Source organism: Chengkuizengella sediminis (genome assembly GCF_010078385.1).
In the GTDB taxonomy this organism is placed as follows: domain Bacteria; phylum Bacillota; class Bacilli; order Paenibacillales; family KCTC-33759; genus Chengkuizengella; species Chengkuizengella sediminis.
In genome coordinates this window covers 1-18260 of record NZ_SIJC01000020.1, presented here as the reverse complement: position 1 = coordinate 18260, position 18260 = coordinate 1, and the positions used below count along the sequence as shown (strand labels likewise).

General features: G+C 35.3%; 18 protein-coding genes, 17 tRNA genes and 1 rRNA gene. 4 read left to right on the top strand and 32 right to left on the bottom strand.

Annotated features, from left to right (window positions below):
• Window positions 1-98: 98 nt before the first annotated feature.
• Window positions 99-632, bottom strand: coding sequence for a PspA/IM30 family protein (locus EPK97_RS21035; protein WP_162038578.1), 534 nt, complete (start codon window positions 630-632; stop codon window positions 99-101).
• A gap of 14 nt (window positions 633-646) precedes the next feature.
• Window positions 647-946, bottom strand: coding sequence for a LiaF transmembrane domain-containing protein (locus EPK97_RS21030; protein ID WP_162038577.1), 300 nt, complete (start codon window positions 944-946; stop codon window positions 647-649).
• Between the two features lie 269 nt (window positions 947-1215).
• On the opposite strand from EPK97_RS21030, the gene EPK97_RS21025 reads away from it, so the two are divergent.
• Window positions 1216-2298: a C40 family peptidase gene (locus EPK97_RS21025; protein WP_240903908.1), complete on the top strand. Its 1083-nt coding sequence runs from the start codon at window positions 1216-1218 to the stop codon at window positions 2296-2298.
• Window positions 2299-2366: 68 nt separating this feature from the next.
• Here the strand turns inward: EPK97_RS21025 and EPK97_RS21020 are convergent, their stop codons facing one another.
• The 5 genes from EPK97_RS21020 to EPK97_RS21000 are packed head-to-tail and all read right to left on the bottom strand — an operon-like array spanning window position 2367 to window position 4112.
• Complete coding sequence (locus tag EPK97_RS21020; RefSeq protein ID WP_162038576.1) at window positions 2367-2807, bottom strand: spore germination protein GerPE; 441 nt, start codon at window positions 2805-2807, stop codon at window positions 2367-2369.
• Between the two features lie 12 nt (window positions 2808-2819).
• Window positions 2820-3005: a spore gernimation protein GerPD gene (locus EPK97_RS21015; protein WP_162038575.1), complete on the bottom strand. Its 186-nt coding sequence runs from the start codon at window positions 3003-3005 to the stop codon at window positions 2820-2822.
• Window positions 3006-3025: 20 nt separating this feature from the next.
• A complete protein-coding gene (gerPC, locus tag EPK97_RS21010; RefSeq protein WP_162038574.1) occupies window positions 3026-3637 on the bottom strand; it encodes a spore germination protein GerPC in 612 nt (203 codons plus the stop codon).
• Window positions 3638-3663: 26 nt separating this feature from the next.
• Window positions 3664-3876 carry a spore germination protein GerPB gene (locus tag EPK97_RS21005; protein WP_162038573.1) on the bottom strand — a complete coding sequence of 71 codons (213 nt, stop codon included), beginning with the start codon at window positions 3874-3876 and terminating at the stop codon, window positions 3664-3666.
• Window positions 3873-4112 carry a spore germination protein gene (locus tag EPK97_RS21000; RefSeq protein WP_160645729.1) on the bottom strand — a complete coding sequence of 80 codons (240 nt, stop codon included), beginning with the start codon at window positions 4110-4112 and terminating at the stop codon, window positions 3873-3875. The genes EPK97_RS21005 and EPK97_RS21000 overlap by 4 nt, the downstream gene beginning before the upstream one ends.
• Before the next feature lie 142 nt (window positions 4113-4254).
• Here EPK97_RS21000 and EPK97_RS20995 point away from each other — a divergent pair, with 142 nt between their 5' ends.
• Together EPK97_RS20995 and EPK97_RS20990 are read left to right on the top strand one after the other, a co-directional pair.
• The gene (locus EPK97_RS20995; RefSeq protein WP_162038572.1) at window positions 4255-4743 is read left to right on the top strand and encodes an Hsp20/alpha crystallin family protein; all 489 of its coding nucleotides are present in this window, start codon (window positions 4255-4257) and stop codon (window positions 4741-4743) included.
• A gap of 144 nt (window positions 4744-4887) precedes the next feature.
• A complete protein-coding gene (locus EPK97_RS20990; RefSeq protein ID WP_162038571.1) occupies window positions 4888-5466 on the top strand; it encodes a hypothetical protein in 579 nt (192 codons plus the stop codon).
• A 50-nt stretch (window positions 5467-5516) separates the two neighbouring features.
• Here the strand turns inward: EPK97_RS20990 and EPK97_RS20985 are convergent, their stop codons facing one another.
• The 5 genes from EPK97_RS20985 to EPK97_RS20965 all read right to left on the bottom strand — a co-directional run bounded on the left by EPK97_RS20985 (window position 5517) and on the right by EPK97_RS20965 (window position 10500).
• Window positions 5517-6242: a class I SAM-dependent methyltransferase gene (locus EPK97_RS20985; RefSeq protein WP_162038570.1), complete on the bottom strand. Its 726-nt coding sequence runs from the start codon at window positions 6240-6242 to the stop codon at window positions 5517-5519.
• Between the two features lie 159 nt (window positions 6243-6401).
• Window positions 6402-8825, bottom strand: coding sequence for a heavy metal translocating P-type ATPase (locus tag EPK97_RS20980; protein ID WP_162038569.1), 2424 nt, complete (start codon window positions 8823-8825; stop codon window positions 6402-6404).
• 75 nt (window positions 8826-8900) lie between these two features.
• The gene (locus tag EPK97_RS20975) at window positions 8901-9101 is read right to left on the bottom strand and encodes a copper ion binding protein (protein WP_162038568.1); all 201 of its coding nucleotides are present in this window, start codon (window positions 9099-9101) and stop codon (window positions 8901-8903) included.
• Between the two features lie 80 nt (window positions 9102-9181).
• Entirely contained in the window at window positions 9182-9514 is a 333-nt protein-coding gene (locus tag EPK97_RS20970) for a metal-sensitive transcriptional regulator (protein ID WP_276609523.1), read from the bottom strand.
• A 260-nt stretch (window positions 9515-9774) separates the two neighbouring features.
• On the bottom strand, window positions 9775-10500 hold the full coding sequence (locus EPK97_RS20965; protein WP_162038567.1) for a nucleotidyltransferase domain-containing protein: 726 nt from the start codon (window positions 10498-10500) through the stop codon (window positions 9775-9777).
• A 243-nt stretch (window positions 10501-10743) separates the two neighbouring features.
• On the opposite strand from EPK97_RS20965, the gene deoD reads away from it, so the two are divergent.
• Entirely contained in the window at window positions 10744-11448 is a 705-nt protein-coding gene (gene deoD, locus EPK97_RS20960; protein ID WP_162038566.1) for a purine-nucleoside phosphorylase, read from the top strand.
• A gap of 70 nt (window positions 11449-11518) precedes the next feature.
• Here deoD and EPK97_RS20955 read toward each other — a convergent pair whose 3' ends face one another.
• The 20 genes from EPK97_RS20955 to EPK97_RS20860 all read right to left on the bottom strand — a co-directional run.
• Window positions 11519-13846: a molybdopterin cofactor-binding domain-containing protein gene (locus EPK97_RS20955; protein ID WP_162038565.1), complete on the bottom strand. Its 2328-nt coding sequence runs from the start codon at window positions 13844-13846 to the stop codon at window positions 11519-11521.
• 258 nt (window positions 13847-14104) lie between these two features.
• Window positions 14105-15409, bottom strand: coding sequence for an amidohydrolase (locus tag EPK97_RS20950; RefSeq protein ID WP_162038564.1), 1305 nt, complete (start codon window positions 15407-15409; stop codon window positions 14105-14107).
• Between the two features lie 430 nt (window positions 15410-15839).
• Window positions 15840-15926: transfer RNA gene (locus tag EPK97_RS20945), tRNA-Leu, on the bottom strand.
• A 298-nt stretch (window positions 15927-16224) separates the two neighbouring features.
• Window positions 16225-16301: transfer RNA gene (locus tag EPK97_RS20940), tRNA-Arg, on the bottom strand.
• Between the two features lie 10 nt (window positions 16302-16311).
• Window positions 16312-16400 (bottom strand) — tRNA-Leu (locus EPK97_RS20935).
• Window positions 16401-16426: 26 nt separating this feature from the next.
• Window positions 16427-16500 (bottom strand) — tRNA-Cys (locus tag EPK97_RS20930).
• A 9-nt stretch (window positions 16501-16509) separates the two neighbouring features.
• A tRNA-Gly gene (locus EPK97_RS20925) sits at window positions 16510-16584 on the bottom strand.
• A 4-nt stretch (window positions 16585-16588) separates the two neighbouring features.
• Window positions 16589-16663 (bottom strand) — tRNA-Gln (locus EPK97_RS20920).
• Window position 16664: 1 nt separating this feature from the next.
• Window positions 16665-16740, bottom strand: a tRNA-His gene (locus EPK97_RS20915).
• Window positions 16741-16771: 31 nt separating this feature from the next.
• Window positions 16772-16845 (bottom strand) — tRNA-Trp (locus EPK97_RS20910).
• 5 nt (window positions 16846-16850) lie between these two features.
• A tRNA-Tyr gene (locus EPK97_RS20905) sits at window positions 16851-16935 on the bottom strand.
• A 4-nt stretch (window positions 16936-16939) separates the two neighbouring features.
• Window positions 16940-17015, bottom strand: a tRNA-Thr gene (locus EPK97_RS20900).
• A 15-nt stretch (window positions 17016-17030) separates the two neighbouring features.
• Window positions 17031-17106: transfer RNA gene (locus EPK97_RS20895), tRNA-Phe, on the bottom strand.
• Window positions 17107-17234: 128 nt separating this feature from the next.
• Window positions 17235-17311 (bottom strand) — tRNA-Asp (locus EPK97_RS20890).
• An 11-nt stretch (window positions 17312-17322) separates the two neighbouring features.
• Window positions 17323-17399: transfer RNA gene (locus EPK97_RS20885), tRNA-Met, on the bottom strand.
• 9 nt (window positions 17400-17408) lie between these two features.
• Window positions 17409-17484, bottom strand: a tRNA-Val gene (locus tag EPK97_RS20880).
• Window positions 17485-17645: 161 nt separating this feature from the next.
• Window positions 17646-17720, bottom strand: a tRNA-Glu gene (locus EPK97_RS20875).
• A 20-nt stretch (window positions 17721-17740) separates the two neighbouring features.
• Window positions 17741-17832 (bottom strand) — tRNA-Ser (locus EPK97_RS20870).
• 1 nt (window position 17833) lies between these two features.
• A tRNA-Asn gene (locus EPK97_RS20865) sits at window positions 17834-17909 on the bottom strand.
• Window positions 17910-18140: 231 nt separating this feature from the next.
• A 23S ribosomal RNA gene (locus EPK97_RS20860) occupies window positions 18141-18260 on the bottom strand; the annotation flags it as partial.

Below are 18260 nucleotides of genomic sequence, written 5' to 3'. Positions count from 1 at the left end.
AAATTGATTTTCTACTTCAGATTGTAATTTAGATCCAAATGTTGATCCTGTATTGGAGTCAATGGATCTGACCTCTCTTAAAGCATTTGTTTGTAATTCTAATTCAGAAAACTTTCGATCTTAGATTTAGATTGTTCATAATAGTCTTGTTTCTCTATAAAATGATTGACTTGATTTAATTGTTTTTGCAATCTTATTGATTCTATCTTTGCTGTGTAAAATGCTCTTTTATCAACAAGTTCTTGCACTTCATCTTTTAAGAATTGTACTTGCTCTTCCAGCTCCAAAATCGTTTCTTTTCCATCTTCATACAATTTCCTATATTGTTCACTTTTTTCTTCACTTTGCATTTTTTCTAATAAAATTAGCTTTGCAAGCTGTTCTTCTCCCGCTTTTACCGCAATTTCTGCTTGATTTTCTCTTTTTATTCTAGTTGTTTCAGCCTCCATATATTGCTGTTTTACAGAATGTGCATGTGTTAACGTTTGTTGATATAACTTTTCTAATTGGGTCAATTTAGTTTTTTGTGTTTGTAAGTATTTATCTATGAAACGAACAGGATCTTCAGAGTTTTCTATTTTATCATTTAAAGTTGCAACGCTAATATCTCTAATTCTTTTTACAAGGCTCATCTTTCTACCCCTTTCTATTCAATACTTCTCTCTTTTTTAAGTAAATGAACTCCAAATAAAATGAGTCCAATTGCTAAAATAATTCCAAACAACCCAGCAAATTTTCCTAAAACCATGAAAGCTCCAATAATCAATAGTGGCCATCCGATGAATTTCCCATTTTTAATACCCAGATAACCGATCCCCATAACTACAAATGGAATCAAGAATGAAAATATATTGTGGCCAAAATTCAATCCCAGTTTATCAAAGAGCAGCAATCCCCCAAAGAGTATTAAAAACAAAGCAAGTAAGTTCTTTTTATTAAATATCATTTTTTTCACCACCTTCAACTGCTGTTTGTGTATTTCTTTAATATTATTGTAGGTGATTCTTTTAACTTACAAAACAGACTCTGGACCATATTTCATCCTAGACCTTAGTCTAGTATCATAACCTACTTAAGCACAGGTATGTCTTGAGTTTCAGGCTGATTGGTATAACTTGCTTGTCTAGTTGTCTATGAATCTATGTTAAAATGAAAGCGAGCTCATTAAGGGAATGGTTGATTTTTGTTGAAAAAACTACTAGGAGGAAATTCAACATGAAATTCAACATGAAGAAAAAAATGATCTCTACTGCTTTAGCAGCCACTTTAGTGCTGAATATCGCACCTGTCCAAAACTTAACTTTTGCAAGTGAAATTCAAACAGCAGAAGTGATATGGGGAGTAAACTTTAGAGAAGCACCTTCAACATCAGGTGACATTATAAGAATGCTTAAAAAAGGTGAGGACGTACAAATCATTTCAGAAGTGAATGATTATTGGTATGAGGTAAAAGATAAAAATGGGAAGGTTGGGTATATAAGTGCAAATAAAAAATATACCAAACCAACTACTGAAAGTGGGAATAATAACGAGTTAAACTTGTCTGAAGATACAAATTCAATAGCAGATGCTACTATAGTCAGAGGTGTATCTTTTAGAACTGGACCTTCAACAAGTTATGATCGAATGCGTTATTTAAAAACTGGGGAGAATGTTACGATTATAGAAAAAGTTAATAAATACTGGTATAAAGTACTGGATAAAAATGGACAAGCTGGTTATGTTAGCTCCAGTAAAAAATTTATAAAATTATTGTCTACTAACAATGAGACAAGTACTCCTCAGAATGAAACGGACCCAGATTCTAATTCAAATACTGATAATACAAGTACAGATCAAGGTACTGATATCAATTCAGACGCTGCAGATCAAATCATTCAAGCGGGAATGGAATATTTAGGAACACCATATGAATATGGATCAAATAGAAATAGTACGAAGACATTTGATTGTTCTGACTTTGTACGACGAACGTTCATTGATGCATTAGGTGTTAAATTACCATATGATTCAAGACAACAAGCAGATTATGTTCGAGATATAGGGGATACAACAACAAATTGGAAAAACTTACAGCCAGGTGATCTTATGTTTTTCATGTCCTATAAAGGTAGCAAGGAAAGCAGTTACAGTGGAATTAATAAATCTAAACAACGTATTACACATGTAGGTATCTATATAGGAGACGGGAAAATATTACACACTTACTCTAAAGAATCTGGTGGAGTTAAAGTGAATAACATTGAAAATACTCATTGGGAATACCGTTTTGTATTGGGTGGAAGTGCTATAAAATAATAAATTGAAATTGAAAACCGACTGTGTTCTAAGAACATAGTCGGTTTTTTAAATATAAGAGAAAAGCTTTAGTTTGATTTTTTATATTGTGTAGGCATATACGTATGATCATCTAAATCTTGATCTATAAATTGCCTTATATTGATTACTTTCGATTCAGTATCTACACTACAATTTGATCCTACTTGCAAGATTGAGGATCCACCTATACCTAAAATTCGAATACTATCCACATGAATGTTAGGATTTTCATTAATAAAGGTTGTTTTTACATTTTCAGTAATTGTTGGCCTTGGAATTCGCTCTTGAAATAATTCTAATTGAGCAAAATCCCCTTCTCCTGGAAAATAAACAGGGACCGCCCTTTGAACAGCATAAACAAATGTCCTAGGATTTAATTCTACTGAATCACCTATTTGAAAAACAGCACTTCTAGTAATAGAAATGACTTTTATGTTTTCAACTACGGAAGTTCTTTTAGTTGTTTTAGTTGTTTTAGTTGTTTTCATTATTTAGTCTCCTTAGAATGGAGTTTCAGGAGCTAAAGGAGCAAGAGGTCCAACAATTAATGCTTCAGGTGGTGTATCAAAAGCAGAACCACTTGTAATGTGTTCAGTATCTCCTACTAATAAAACAGAAGATCCTGTTAAACCAATAATATTAATATCTCCTACATGAATATCCTTATTTACCACTGTATAATTCATCTTATAATTCTTCTTACAATTCATTGGTTTTCATTCTCCTTACCTGTAATTTTATGAAAATGATTTAGAATAGAAGTCTCTATATCTTTTTTTGTTTTTGCCAAAACATTATTTTTAATTTCATCTTGGTTTAATTCTTTGTGATCATTATCATTCAAATAATGATGAATTCGACCATCAATTTGTTTTTTAATATCTTTGATCATTTCTTGCGTATATTCTTCACCAATGACTAAATTGAACTTTTCCTGTAATGTTCTTATTGCATTAGGGACTTCCTCATCTAAATGTTGATGGATTTCATCTCTGATGCCTTGATGACAGTCACTTTCAATTTCTCCCCCTAGCTGTACTTCATGTTCCGTCTGATCATTAACTTCAAGTTCATCAATTGTACCGTTCCCACCAGGTGTGATGCCTATGTTTAATGTACCCTCTAAAGTTTCCACTTTAAGTTGATCAAAATTGTATTCTATTTTTTCAATCGTATTATTTTTGCTTGCAATTAGTTTGTTCATATCTTCTTTCATTTGTTTCATTAACTTTTCCAAATTATTTAATTTATTTTGATGTTCGATTAAATTATCAGTTAGCTTTTTTATATATTGTTCCATTTGAGGGTCCTGGTACATAATAATCCTCCCCATCGTCCATATCATTATGAAGGTGGTGACAAAGGAACCAGAGCAGCAGCTGCGGCTTCTGATATTGCTTCGAGTTCGGGTGCCGGTTCTATAAATCCACCTGTATTATACAGATTAGATAAACATTTAATGACACCTGCACTACCAATTTGTAAAAAAGATGAATTGGTTATTGCTCCAATTTTAATCATACCAATTTGGATGCTTTGATTTACAGTTAGATTCATATTACATTCCCCTCAACACCAAAGTTATCTTGAGTTTGGTCTTTCACATCAGGATCAAATGTATTCGTTGCACTAAGAAGGTTATTCGTAATTGGTAAATCCCCAGTATTAAAAGAACCCGAGCCAGCATATGTTTTGGATGAACTTACAGGAGACACTTGAATTGAATCACCAAATTGAACAATCGCACCGCTTCCTACACTTATTATTTTTATAGCTCCTACAATAGCAGGCATAAGCAGACATCCTTTTTCATGGTTTCAATATTTTATTGTATGTTTCCATTTCTTTAGATGTTCTGCTCTTTTTGTCAATTCACACATTTAGATAGATAAGAATACACTAGTTAATAATATGTATAGGAAAGAGGTAGGGAATATGAGTAATTTATTTGATCAACATCAATTTAACAAGCTTATTAGAGATCAAATGGGTAATACAAATTTAAATAATATAGATCCAAACAACTTAGATTTATCATGGATAGATAAATATGTTTCTGATACGATAGAAAAAGCTTTTTCAAGAACATCATCCACATCCAATGTAGATTCAAGTAAACCTACAACGAATACGAACACAGGTGAGTTAAAAACAGATCTATTAGATATACATCATTATTTAATTGCTAAAATATATATTCCAAAACATATCGACCATAAAAAAATTAAGCTCGGTCTCAATTCAAACAAACTTAAAATTAAAGGACTGCCAAGTGGGAATTCACAAACAATAGACCTTCCTACACATATTGATACTTATGATACAAAAGCCATTTATAAAAATCAGATATTAGAAGTTCGTATGCCTAAAGTGCCTGACGACGATGAAGATTACAATAGTGTTAAAGTTCACTTTGATGATTAAATAAAAATAATATAAAAGAGGATAATATGTTTACTATTAGGTACATATTTCCTCTTTTTTTACTTTGATTCCATTTACCCACTCATTTGAAAACATTAATACATAGTATATAAGTAATTATAAAGATGGGGGGTGGAAAATAAAATGAGTCAGAATGATTTTGAAAAAAATCATTTAAAGTCTGAAAAGATAACTATAAATGAAGAAGCATCTTTTTTTGATATTAATATACGTACACAATATACATTTTGTGTAGATGACAATACACTTCATTGTGTTTTAAACTTTAATATTCAAGATCCAATAGAACAAGTTTCTATTACGGGATATCTTCAAACTAAACTTCCAAATAAATCTGATTGCAACTTTGTACGCATGGTTGTTGGTCCTCCAGAAAAGGAAGATCCTATATCAAACTGCAGGCTAGAAGATATATTAAAAACCTTAGGGATTAAATTTGAAAAAAATCCTGTTTATCAGGTTACAGTTGATGCCTCTTTTGGTACTCCAGGTGTTCTTAGATCATTCTATGGAGCTCTTTTTTGTAAAAAAGATATCGATGTTCAAGCCATGTACTTTGGAGAAGCTATTATATGCCCCGATATTACAACCTTCATCGATGCAAAAGGTGATGTTTGTGAAATCGTAAGACTTTTACGAGATCGAGAGGTCAATCAATGTCCTCTGCTTTGTGATGATCCTTCAGAAGATAAGTGCAAATGAAAGAAGATATAATTAAGAGACCTTAAAAAGGTCTCTTTTTTGTTTAGAAATTATAATTTCTGTCCAATTAAAACCGCATATCCAATATACTTATGATATGCATTCATCAGCTCTTCATATTTTTTTACGGCTTCAAACACTTCTTTATTTTCATAAACGTCAGCATCTGCTTGTTGATTTTCATCAGGAAATTTCATCTCTTTTTTCCACATATCCGAGTTGAATTTGGCCGGCTTCCAAATCTCAACATGACTAAAACCTACTTCATATAACTGTTCAGTCCATTCCAATACTGACATCATTTTTTTAAATCCATAAAATTCAATCATTTCTTTTTGATAATTCACTGGAATCTTTTTGGTGACAACCATCTCCCTGTCATATAATGTTCCTTTAGGCTTTAAAACACGAAAATATTCACTACAGGATAATGTATGGTCTGTAAAAACTGTAACAGACTCAACCATTACAACATCAAACTGATTAGAATCAAAAGGTAAAGATGTTACATCAGCTTTGATAAAATTCACTTTTACTTTTTCAGCTTTTGCTCTTACCCTAGCTTTTTCTAACATATCCTCTCTAATATCGATCGCTGTGACCTTATATCCCTGACTTGATAAATAACAAGCTGTTCTACCTGTTCCACATCCTACTTCTAAAATTTTTGAGCCTTTTTTAATAGGGTATTGTTCTAACTGTTCTATTGTTTCGGAGAAACCACCAGGATGAGCATTTCCAACTCCTAATTTAGCAAGCATATCTAAGTAATCCATTCATTTTCTCCCTTCATGTCTTTAAGCTCCATAACCAGCGAGCTCTCTTTAGTTGAATTTATATATTGTATGTAAGGCAATAAAGTTGTGATTATCAAATTATGAAATAACATAAAAAAACACCCTCATTAAATGAGGATGTAATTTCAAGTTTCTATATTAGATTTTTACCCGCTGTAATCTCAATGCATTTAATACCACGGAAACAGAACTTAATGCCATTGCTGCCCCAGCAACCCATGGAGCCAGTAATCCAATCGCTGCGATAGGAATACCTAATGAATTGTAAGCAAGAGCCCAGAACAGATTCTGTTTAATATTAGCCATCGTCTTACGACTCATATAAATAGAATCAGGAATACTGTTTAAATCTCCTCTCATGAGGGTAACATCGGCTGCATCCATAGCAACATCAGTTCCAGTACCAATTGCCATTCCAATATCCGAAGTAGCTAGAGCTGGTGCATCATTGATACCATCACCAACCATGGCAACCTTTTTACCTTGATTCTGAAGTTTTTTCACTTCCTCAGCTTTACCCGCTGGTAAAACTTCAGCTAATACATCATCTATTCCTACTTGAGTCGCAATTGCTTTCGCTGTACGCGTATTATCTCCTGTGATCATAATAACCTGAATGCCCATTTTTTTAAGACGCTTTACTGCTTCTTCAGATGTTTCTTTTATTGTATCGGCTACAGCAACTATACCTGCATATTTTCCATCTATAGCGACAAGCATTGCTGTTTTACCTTCTTGTTCTAATGTGACCATAGATTCCTGAGCATTTTTTATCTCAACTTCGTATTGCTCCATCAAATTTCTTGTCCCAATAAGAATTACTTTTTCTTCAACAATACCACGTATACCGAACCCTGGCATTGCTTCAAAATCATTTATTGAAGGGAGTTTAATTCCTTTCGAAAGAATTCCCTTAACTATTGCTTCTGCTAAAGGATGTTCAGAATTTTTTTCTGCGGCTCCAACAAGTTTTAAAAATTCATATTCATCCATCTCAGTTAACACATCCGTTAGTTCAGGTTCACCTTTTGTAATTGTCCCCGTTTTGTCTAAAATAACGGTATCGATATGCTTAGTGGATTCCAAATGTTCTCCACCTTTAAATAAAATACCAAATTCCGCTGATCTCCCTGAACCAGCCATGATAGAGGTAGGAGTCGCTAAACCTAACGCACATGGACAAGCAATAACTAAAATCGCAATGGCTATTTCAAGTGCAGTTGCAAATTCCCCTGGTTCAATCATTAAATACCAAATTAGGAATGCCAATAGAGCTATGCTCACTACAATTGGAACAAATATTCCAGAGATTCGATCAGCAATTCTTTGTATTGGTGCTTTTGAACCTTGTGCTTCTTCCACTACCTTGATAATTTGCGCTAATGCTGTTTCTTTACCTACTTTTGTTGCTTGAACTTGAATAACTCCGTTTTTGTTCATTGTTGCACCTATAACATTATCACCGATCTTTTTCTCAATCGGAATACTCTCACCAGTTAACATAGATTCATCTATTGTAGAATGTCCATCAACTACTTTTCCATCAACAGGCACTTTTTCTCCTGGTTTTACGATCAATACTTCGCCTACACTAACTTCTTCCACTGGAATGTTCATTTCCACTCCATTACGGATAACTAACGCTGTTTTTGCTTGTAAGCCCATTAAAGATTTAATAGCCTCAGATGACCTTCCTTTAGCTAATGCCTCAAACAATTTTCCTAAGATGATTAAAGTAATTAGAACTGCACTCGTTTCGTAATATAATGCTGGTGTATGGACTTTTTCTACCATCAAGCTCCATTCTATTGTTAAATACAAACTATAAAAATAAGCTGCAGAAGTACCAAGTGAAACTAATACATCCATGTTGGCACTCTTATTGCGTAATGCTTTATAGGCTCCAATATAAAAATGTTTACCAATGATGAACTGCACAGGTGTTGCTAATGCAAACTGAAACCAAGGATTCATAAATAAGTCTGGCAACCAAATAAATGAGGTAAAAGAGAAATGACTTACCATTGCCCACAACAATGGAAATGACAATATTGCTGACATGATAAATTTCATTTTTTGCCGTTTTATTTCTTCTGTACGATGATCTTCTCCCTTACCTTGTTCTTCTTTTTGTATCGCTTTGTAACCTAATTTCCCCACCTTTTGAATCATATCCTTCACTGATACTTCTTCTGAGGTATACTCTACATGTGCGCTTTCCAAAGCAAAGTTAACATTTGCATTAATTACACCTGGTAATTTATTTAGACCTTTTTCTATTCTATTGGCACAGGCCGCACAGGTCATTCCCGTTATATCAAAATCTACTGAACTTTTCACTGTGCCGTAACCTAATTTTTCAACTTTCTGTTCTAGTTCGTTAAAATTTACTTTTGTTGGATCATATGAGACTCTGGCTTTTTCTAAAGTAAAATTCACATTTGTTTCACTTACGCCTTCTATTTTTTGTAATCCTTTTTCTATTCTATTCGCACATGCTGCACAGGTCATACCAGTAATTTGTAGGGATGTTTGTTTTAGTAAAGGCTGTTTAGATTCCATTATTCTCACCTTCCATTATACCTATGGGGGTATAATTTAGTTTAAAAAAAATCCTCCCCCAATATAACTTATCATTTATACTACATCATACCCTTGCTCTTCAATCGCTTCTTTTATAGCTTCTAAGTTTATGTTTGACTCTTCATAATTAACTTCTACAGAACCATTTTTTAGATCTACACTTCCTTTAACACCCATTTCCTTTAAAGTACTTTCAATAGCATTTACACAATGGTTACAAGACATTCCTTCTACTTTTAATGTTTGATTTTTCATAATTTAAACTCTCCTTTTAATATTTTGCCATATATAATAGTTATTATTCGTTTTTTGAGGGACTTATATGATGAAGCTGGTTATTTTAATAATTTATGAACAGTAGTTAAAAGCTCATCTATAACTTCATCTTCACCTTCTTGTATACGGTCCACTACACAGCTCCTCATATGAGCTTCTAATAAAAGTTTCCCTACACTATCTAGTGCAGATTTTGCGGCTGCAATCTGATTTAAAACATCATCACAGTAGGTATCTTTTTCTATTAGACCTTTGACACCTCTTACCTGACCCTCGATTCGATTCAAGCGTTTAATTAGATCCTTTTTCATTTTTTCAGAATGATGACTTTTTCGTTCAGATTCTTCCGCATGACAAGATTCTAAAACTTTATTATTTTGATTCATATCCATAAACACTTCATCCTCCTCACATTTATATATTATACCCCCACAGGGTATATGTCAATAAAAATTTGAAATTATTTTTATAACAAAAGCTCCTATAGAAGCTTCTCGGAGAAGTAGTCGAATACTTCATTAGTGGTAGCTTTTGTTGAAACTTAGAATTTGAAAAACTTATAAATTCTTAAGTTATAAAGAAAAACCCGCTAATTAGCGAGCTTTACACATACTATATAATTTTTAACCTACATAAAGCAATTATTAACAATTTATTCAATCATATCCTCTTCCTCTTCTTCTTGATAAAAGCCAGCAAATAACCTACCCCCATAGGGTTCTAAGATAGAATCAATAAAATCAATTAATTGTTGTTTATCACTTGTTTTATAATAACTTTCAAAAGCAGAAATAAATTGTTCAGATACCCCTTTATGGTATGCAAACAATTCTCTATACAACCATTTACCGTCTCCCAACCACAAATCATTTACCCTTAAAATAAATGTAGCACATAGAGTAAATAATTTATTTACAATAAAATAATTTTCCATTGTATTTTGTGAAGTAATTAAATCTTCCAACTGATCAGTAATTTCAAATCTCGCAAAATTCAATTCATCAAAGCTCCAGCTCGGTGGACCTTGTTCGAGATGTTCTTCACACATTTTTTTAATGGACTCAGCTTTTCCATTATCTTTAACTACAAATCCCTTTGTACAAATGATATAAATTGTTGGTAAAGCAGATGTATCGTTTCTATTCAAAAATTCTTTAAAATTGCTTTCATTAAACCCAAATACCTCTGCAGGCCATGGGGCGTAATCATATACCCTTCTGAAATGAAAAGTGATTTCATCATCAAAAATAACAATATCTAAATCCGAATTCTTTTTAATACTTTCTTTCTTTGCACTCGCAGCCAAAAAAGCAGCACTACAGTTTGGAAAATTTAATTCCACAAATTTTGTAGCTGCCTCCATAGGAGTTAGATTCATACACATACACCACCATAAAATAATATATAAAATTGTATGTATTAATCATAAGATTAGTGCATCGTTCTCCATCTGCAATAACTTCTGTGCCAATCTCTAACTGGGATCTGAAATTAACCAAGCCGCTTCAGCATAGATTTGTTTTATAGTTTTAAATAGAAGAATGTAAAAGTACGACTAATATCAAATCGTTAAAAATCGCGATGTAAATTCATTAAAGTTAAACGAGAAAGGGTTGTTAAAATGAGCATACATATAGAAGCAAAAAAAAATGAAATCGCAGAAACAATTCTGTTATCAGGTGATCCATTACGCGCAAAATATATCGCAGAAACCTTCTTAGAAGATATTTTTTGTTATAACAATGTTCGTGGCATGTTAGGGTTTACAGGTATATATAAAAATGAACGTATTTCTGTTCAAGGAACAGGAATGGGAGTACCTTCTATCGCCATTTATGTAAATGAATTAATTCAAAGTTATGGTGTGGAAAATCTAATTAGAGTTGGAACATGTGGGGCAATTCAGAAAGATGTGAAAGTACGTGATATCATTCTTGCCATAACCTCCTCAACAGATTCTCAAATGAATCGTATTGAATTTGGACCTATTGATTATGCTCCTACAGCTACCTTCAATTTATTAAAAAGAGCTTATAACGCAAGTATTGAAAAAGGATTAAATCTAAAAGTAGGTAGCGTATTTACTACGGATCAATTTTATAATGATAATGCACAGTTTAAAAGGTTAGCTCGCTATGGCATACTCGGAGTTGAAATGGAAACTACAGCATTATATACATTAGCAGCTAAATTTGATGTAAACGCACTATCTATTTTAACTGTAAGTAATCATATTTTAACTGGTGAAGAAACTACTCCCGAAGAAAAAGAAACTACTTTTAATGATATGATTGAAGTAGCATTAGACACTGCAATAAAAAAGTAAATAATCATTATTGTTCAGAGTGAAATAATTGGACTGCCTCTCGTATAGAAGTGGTTTATAGTATTCAAAATCAAAAGGAACCATTCACTGAACCCTCTTTCATTTTCCATATCAACTCAGGAATGAGCGGCAACTGATTCAGTTCTACCCCAGCTGCAATCGATAAACTGTTTGCCAATGCAGCAGGCATACCAATTAAACCGTGTTCTCCAACACCACGTGCACCATATGGACCCTCTTGAAAAGGAGTTTCAACAAATTCCACTGCATATTTTGGATGTTCACCAAACCGGAGTGATCGATATGTTCTTAATTGTGGATTTGATACTCTTCCAAGTTCATCAAATACAAAAGTTTCTCTTGCAGCAAAACTTAATCCCATGCTCATTCCCCCCATAACTTGGCCTAGAGCAGCTTTTTCATTTAACACTTTACCAATATCAATTACTGTAAAGGCCTTAATAATTTTGTAGGTATAATCCATTGCATCAAATTCAACCTCTACACCTTGTGCTGCAACGCCCCACTCTGGCCCTAATTTTCCTGCTCCAGTTTCCGGGTTTAAATAAGATATATGTCTTTGAATATAGTTTCCCCTACCAATAATTTGACCTCCAATTACATTTCCATTAGGATATTTGTAACCAAAGGCAATGTCTTTAATATCTAAACCAATATTGGGGTTATCTCTTAGGAAAACTCTACCGAATCCGATCTCTAAATCTTCCTTAGAACATCTTAGTATACAGGCAGTTAAATCCTTTAATTGTCGAATGGCATCGTCTGCAGCACTAAGTAAAGCTCTACCAGCCATAAATGCACCTCTACTGGCTACGGTTTTCCAATGCTCTGGAGTGGACTGTGTATTGACTTCCATTTGCACATAGATTTGATTGATATCGATCTTCATTTTATCAGCTAACATTTGCGTAAGAACGGTTTTAGTTCCTGTCCCTATTTCTACAACTCCAGAAATAATATTGATGCTTCCGTCAGGATTAAAGGTTAGAATGACCCCTGATCCACCATCGGAGGGTATCACCGAGTTTTTCCACATACAGCAAATTCCTTTTGTACGTACTTTCGTATCACTAATTTTAACAATCTGCCCTTCATCCCAATTCATGATCGTTTTTAATCGATGAATACATTCAGGTAGATTACCTATATTACTTTTATTTACAAGCACTTGAGTAGGTGTTGTATCTCCAGGCACAATGGCATTGAGTAATCGTAATTGCAAAGGATCTATCTTACTTTTTTTAGCTAGTATATCCATCGTTCTTTCAAAAACAAACATTGCTTCTGAATGCCCATAACCTCTGAAGGGGGCAGCATAAGGATGATTTGTATACATACATAAAGAGTCACACCAAATGTTATCTATTTGATAAGGTCCCGTACAGTTAGCGCCTGCTGCGCGGCTGATACTAACTGCACTATCTGAATACGCACCACCATCAAATAAATATAATATTTCTGCTGCTTGTAATTTTCCATCTTTCGTACACCCAAGTTTTATAGTTGCATCAAGTCCAATATGAACAGGTGATGTGATTAAATCTTCTTCTCTAGAATTTAAAATCTTCACTTTTCTTCCATCCACAGCTTTTGAAGCAAGATAAGCAATCAATTCTAATTGAACGGAGTCTTTCCCTCCAAAACCACCACCAACAAATGGTGTATTTACAATCACTTTGCCAACATCAACAGCAAAATAATCATGCATTAATTTTTTAATAATAAAAGGAGCTTGAGATGAGGAGGTAATGACAATCGTTTCATCTTGACGGATTTCTGCAATCACACATCTTGTTTCCATAGCAGCATGATCGGATGGAGAGAAAGAAAAACTTGCCTCAACTACAACATCGCTTTTATTCCAACCTAACGTTATATTTCCTTTTCTGATTTTTGTACGATTAGCAATGTTTGTATCTTTTTCTGGGAAAGCTTCCTTCAGATGTTGATATGAATCTAAATTTTCATGAACTAAGGGGGCATTTTTTTCGTAAGCTTGAGTTGAAGAGTTCACTACAGGTAATGGTTCATATGTTACTCTGATTAGATTTGCGGCATTTTTTGCAAGCATTGGATTGTCTGCGACAACTACAGCTACGACTTCACCATAATAACGTACTTTATCATAGGCAATGGGTGGACGATCACGGATTTCTTCACCAGTGAGAGGGAGAGGATCTCCTGTTAATATAGCTCTTACACCGGGAGTATTCCGTGCTTTAGAAGTATCTATATGTTTTATTTTTGCATGGGCATATGGACTGATCAGCATTTTTGCATGAAGCATCGCGGATTGGTCATCCCCTGTATATTTTGATTTACCTTTTACTTTATCAAGAGCTTCTTTACGTATAATACTTTTTCCAATTGTACCCACACCCTTTTTCCTCCTCTAAAAAAACTTTATATATTGTATTTAGAAGTGAAAAAATTAATACCATAGACGAAAACGGAGGTAAGAAATATAAAAGATGAAATTAAACTTGAACCGCAGGTTTATAAAGGATAAAATAATAACCAGATTTATGTGAGGTTAGGTATGGGAAAAGGCCGATTTGATTTCATAAATGAGTTTGATATAACCTGACATTAATTTATAATAAAATGAGCAAAATATTTTTAACTAATTTTTACTTTATAGTTCGCTCATAAATTTAGTTAACCTTTCAAAACGGACATTAAATTCATATTTAATTTGTTCCTCATCCAATATGAGCATTTCTTTATTTTTAACGAGCTGTTTTCCATTTACCCATACATCTTCAACATCACATGCTCTTGCAGAATATACAATATTTGAAATAAAATCATATTTGGGTAATACATGAGCTTGATCGGTATTTATAGCAATGAAATCCGCTCTCATGCCTACTTTTAACATACCTACATCATTTAACCATATTGATTTGGCGCCATCGATCGTTCCTAAACGTAAAGCGTCTACTGCAGAAATAGCTGTGGGATCTCCTGTATTTCCTTTGTGAATTAATGCTGCTAATCTAACTTCCTCAATCATATCTAAATTATTATTACTGGCGGCACTATCTGTTCCTAAAGAAACAAGAACCCCTTCTTTCAATAATTTCGGCAATCTGGCGATACCACTAGCTAATTTCAAATTACTTCCTGGATTGTGTGAGACATGAACTGAAAATTCTTTTAAGATATCAATTTCTTCATCTGTTAAATAAACCGCATGAGCAACTAAACATGGATGATCAAACACACCTAACTTTTGCAAATGGGCTACAGGCCTTAAACCGTACTGTTTCACATTTTCTTCAACTTCACTTAACGTCTCAGACATATGCATATGAATGGGCAACTTTAATTCCTTTGCCACTTGCAGGATTTGTTCTATAAATTCAGGAGTACAAGTATACAAAGAATGAGGACTCATCATCGTCGTAATTCTTCCGTTTGCTTTTCCATTCCAATATTTTGAAAATGTCTTAGCCTCTTTTAATATAGCTTGTTGTGCCTCTTTACCTCCAAATCCTATTAAACCTCTAGTTAAACAAGCTCTCACTCCTGAAATTTCAACCGATTGTGCTACTTCATCCATATGATGATACATATCTACAAAACAAGTGATACCGCCTTTGAGCATTTCCAAAATGGACAAAAGGGTTCCCCACTTGACATCTTCTTTTGTAAATTTAGCTTCGATTGGCCAAATCTTTGCTAACCAAGTTTTGAGAGCTAAATCATCCGCATAACCACGAAGCAATGACATCGCTGCATGAGTATGTGTATTTATTAATCCAGGCATATAGATACGATCGGCCCCATTAATCATTTGATCATAGTTATTTTCACCTTCAGGCTTATCTTTCCCTATGTATTGAATGAATTCATTTTCAATAACCATATATCCATTTTTTATCGTTTCATTTCCATTCATCGTAAGAAAGGTTCCATTTATTATTAGTAATTTCATTTCAAGATTCTCCTCGTATAGTATATTTATATCTTTAGAATGAGGTAATTTTCAGTTTAAAATCTTTATTTAATAACTTCATACTATTAAGGTTTGAATTTTTCGTGATATCCCTAAATGAAACTAATATGAAACTTACAGGTAATCGTTATCTTTTTTTAACCTGTATTATTGCTTAAAAAAGTATGTAGATATAATTATTAATTACTACAGCAGGGTTTTAGCAAAAGTTAAGACTTATTATAGATATATATAACGAAATATTCGCATCCATACTTTCATTATTGTAGAATTTTTCTGGTATCATCGAAGTCCTATTATTTTCCCATTAGCTAGGTGATAGGTTTTCTTTCAAATCATCAGCTCGACAGCATACATCGCAAACAAAAAAACATCTATTTTTTTAAAAATAGATGTTATCATTTATGTATGGTGCCGGTGAAGGGACTCGAACCCCCACTCCATTGCTGGAAACGGATTTTGAGTCCGTCGCGTCTGCCAATTCCGCCACACCGGCATGTATATTATTAAATTATATTTTTATCTCATTACATTTTGTCTATCAATGAAGATTAACTGGCACGCCCTGAGAGATGCAGTACCTGACTGCGATGCTTTTGCTTTCGAAGCTTATGCTCCGACGAACTCTAACGTTCGAATTATCTCTAGCGTTTAGTATTTCTATGATGTTTCAAATGGCACGCCCTGAGAGATGCAGTACCTGACTGCGATGCTTTTGCTTTCGAAGCTTATGCTCCGACGAACTCTAATGTTCGAATTATCTCTAGCGTTTAGTATTTCTATGATGTTTCAAATGGCACGCCCTGAGAGATTCGAACTCCCGACCTTTTGATTCGTAGTCAAACGCTCTATCCAGCTGAGCTAAGGGCGTATAATAAAAATGGTGCCGAGGACCGGAATCGAACCGGTACGGTAGTCACCTACCGCAGGATTTTAAGTCCTGTGCGTCTGCCAATTCCGCCACCCCGGCACATTATACACATTCTATTAAATTTGTGGAGGCGCCACCCAGATTTGAACTGGGGATAAAGCTTTTGCAGAGCTCTGCCTTACCACTTGGCTATGGCGCCAAATTATCATGGAGCGGACGACGAGATTCGAACTCGCGACCCTCGCCTTGGCAAGGCGATGCTCTACCACTGAGCCACGTCCGCGTAATGGCTGGGGATACAGGATTCGAACCTGTGCATGACGGAGTCAAAGTCCGTTGCCTTACCGCTTGGCTAATCCCCAATGGGGCGGCCGAAGGGAATTGAACCCTCGAATGCCGGATCCACAAACCGGTGCGTTAACCACTTCGCCACGACCGCCGTAAAAATTTACTATCTTACTTTTTTTCTCTGGCAGGGGCAGCAGGAATTGAACCCACACTAACGGTTTTGGAGACCGCTGTTCTACCTTTAAACTATGCCCCTATAAATGGTGGAGGATGATGGATTCGAACCACCGAACCCGATGGGAACAGATTTACAGTCTGCTGCGTTTGGCCACTTCGCTAATCCTCCAAAATGGTGCCGTCGAGAGGACTTGAACCCCCAACCTACTGATTACAAGTCAGTTGCTCTACCAGTTGAGCTACAACGGCGAATGTTTCTAAAAATGGTGGCTCGAGACAGAATCGAACTGCCGACACGAGGATTTTCAGTCCTCTGCTCTACCGACTGAGCTATCGAGCCTTACTTATTATGATTGTAATGGCGAGCTGACGGGATACTCTTACTTCGTGCGAGAATGCGATGCAATCCTTCTGAAGTTTATGCTCCAACGAACCCAATGGGTTCATCATCCCTTGTTATGTTTTAAATGGCGGAGCTGACGGGATTCGAACCCGCGATCTCCTGCGTGACAGGCAGGCATGTTAGGCCTCTACACCACAGCTCCACATTATGATTTGGTTGCGGGGGCAGGATTTGAACCTACGACCTTCGGGTTATGAGCCCGACGAGCTACCAGACTGCTCCACCCCGCGATAATATTATGGTGGACGCTGACGGGATCGAACCGCCGACCCTCTGCTTGTAAGGCAGATGCTCTCCCAGCTGAGCTAAGCGTCCATATGTACTTTGTAGGATTCTCATCCCTGATGTTAATTTTTAATTGGTGACCCGTACGGGATGCTCTCCATTCTATTACGAGACTGCGATGCAACCTCTTACGAAGATCATGCTCCGACGAACCCTTGGGATTCATTATCCCTTGATGCTATTTCTTTTAGTGGTGACCCGTACGGGATTCGAACCCGTGTTACCGCCGTGAAAGGGCGGTGTCTTAACCGCTTGACCAACGGGCCACAATATATATTAACCTGAGTGGCGGAGAGAGAGGGATTCGAACCCTCGAGACGCTTGTGACGCCTACACGATTTCCAATCGTGCTCCTTCGGCCAGCTCGGACACCTCTCCGTGGCTCCCCGAACAGGACTCGAACCTGTGACAACTCGGTTAACAGCCGAGTGCTCTACCAACTGAGCTATCAGGGAATATTAGAGAAAATCGCTTCAGGGTGTTCCCTGAAAACTAGATGCGAAACAAAGAGTAAATTAACGTCACAAATGCGAGTTTATCAAATGATGAATCAAATGTCAACACAATATTTGCAATTTAATTATAGGAATCTCATTGCCCTACTTAGTGCTATAAGCCCTTGTTATGGGGCCCCTGAAAGTAATCGGAGTAAACTCCAACGCTTTTCGTCACTTTTTGGGGTGTTTTTGGATAAGCCCTCGACCGATTAGTATTCGTCAGCTCCATGCATTGCTGCACTTCCACCCCGAACCTATCAACCTCGTCGTCTTCAAGGGGTCTTACTAAATTGGGAAATCTCATCTTGA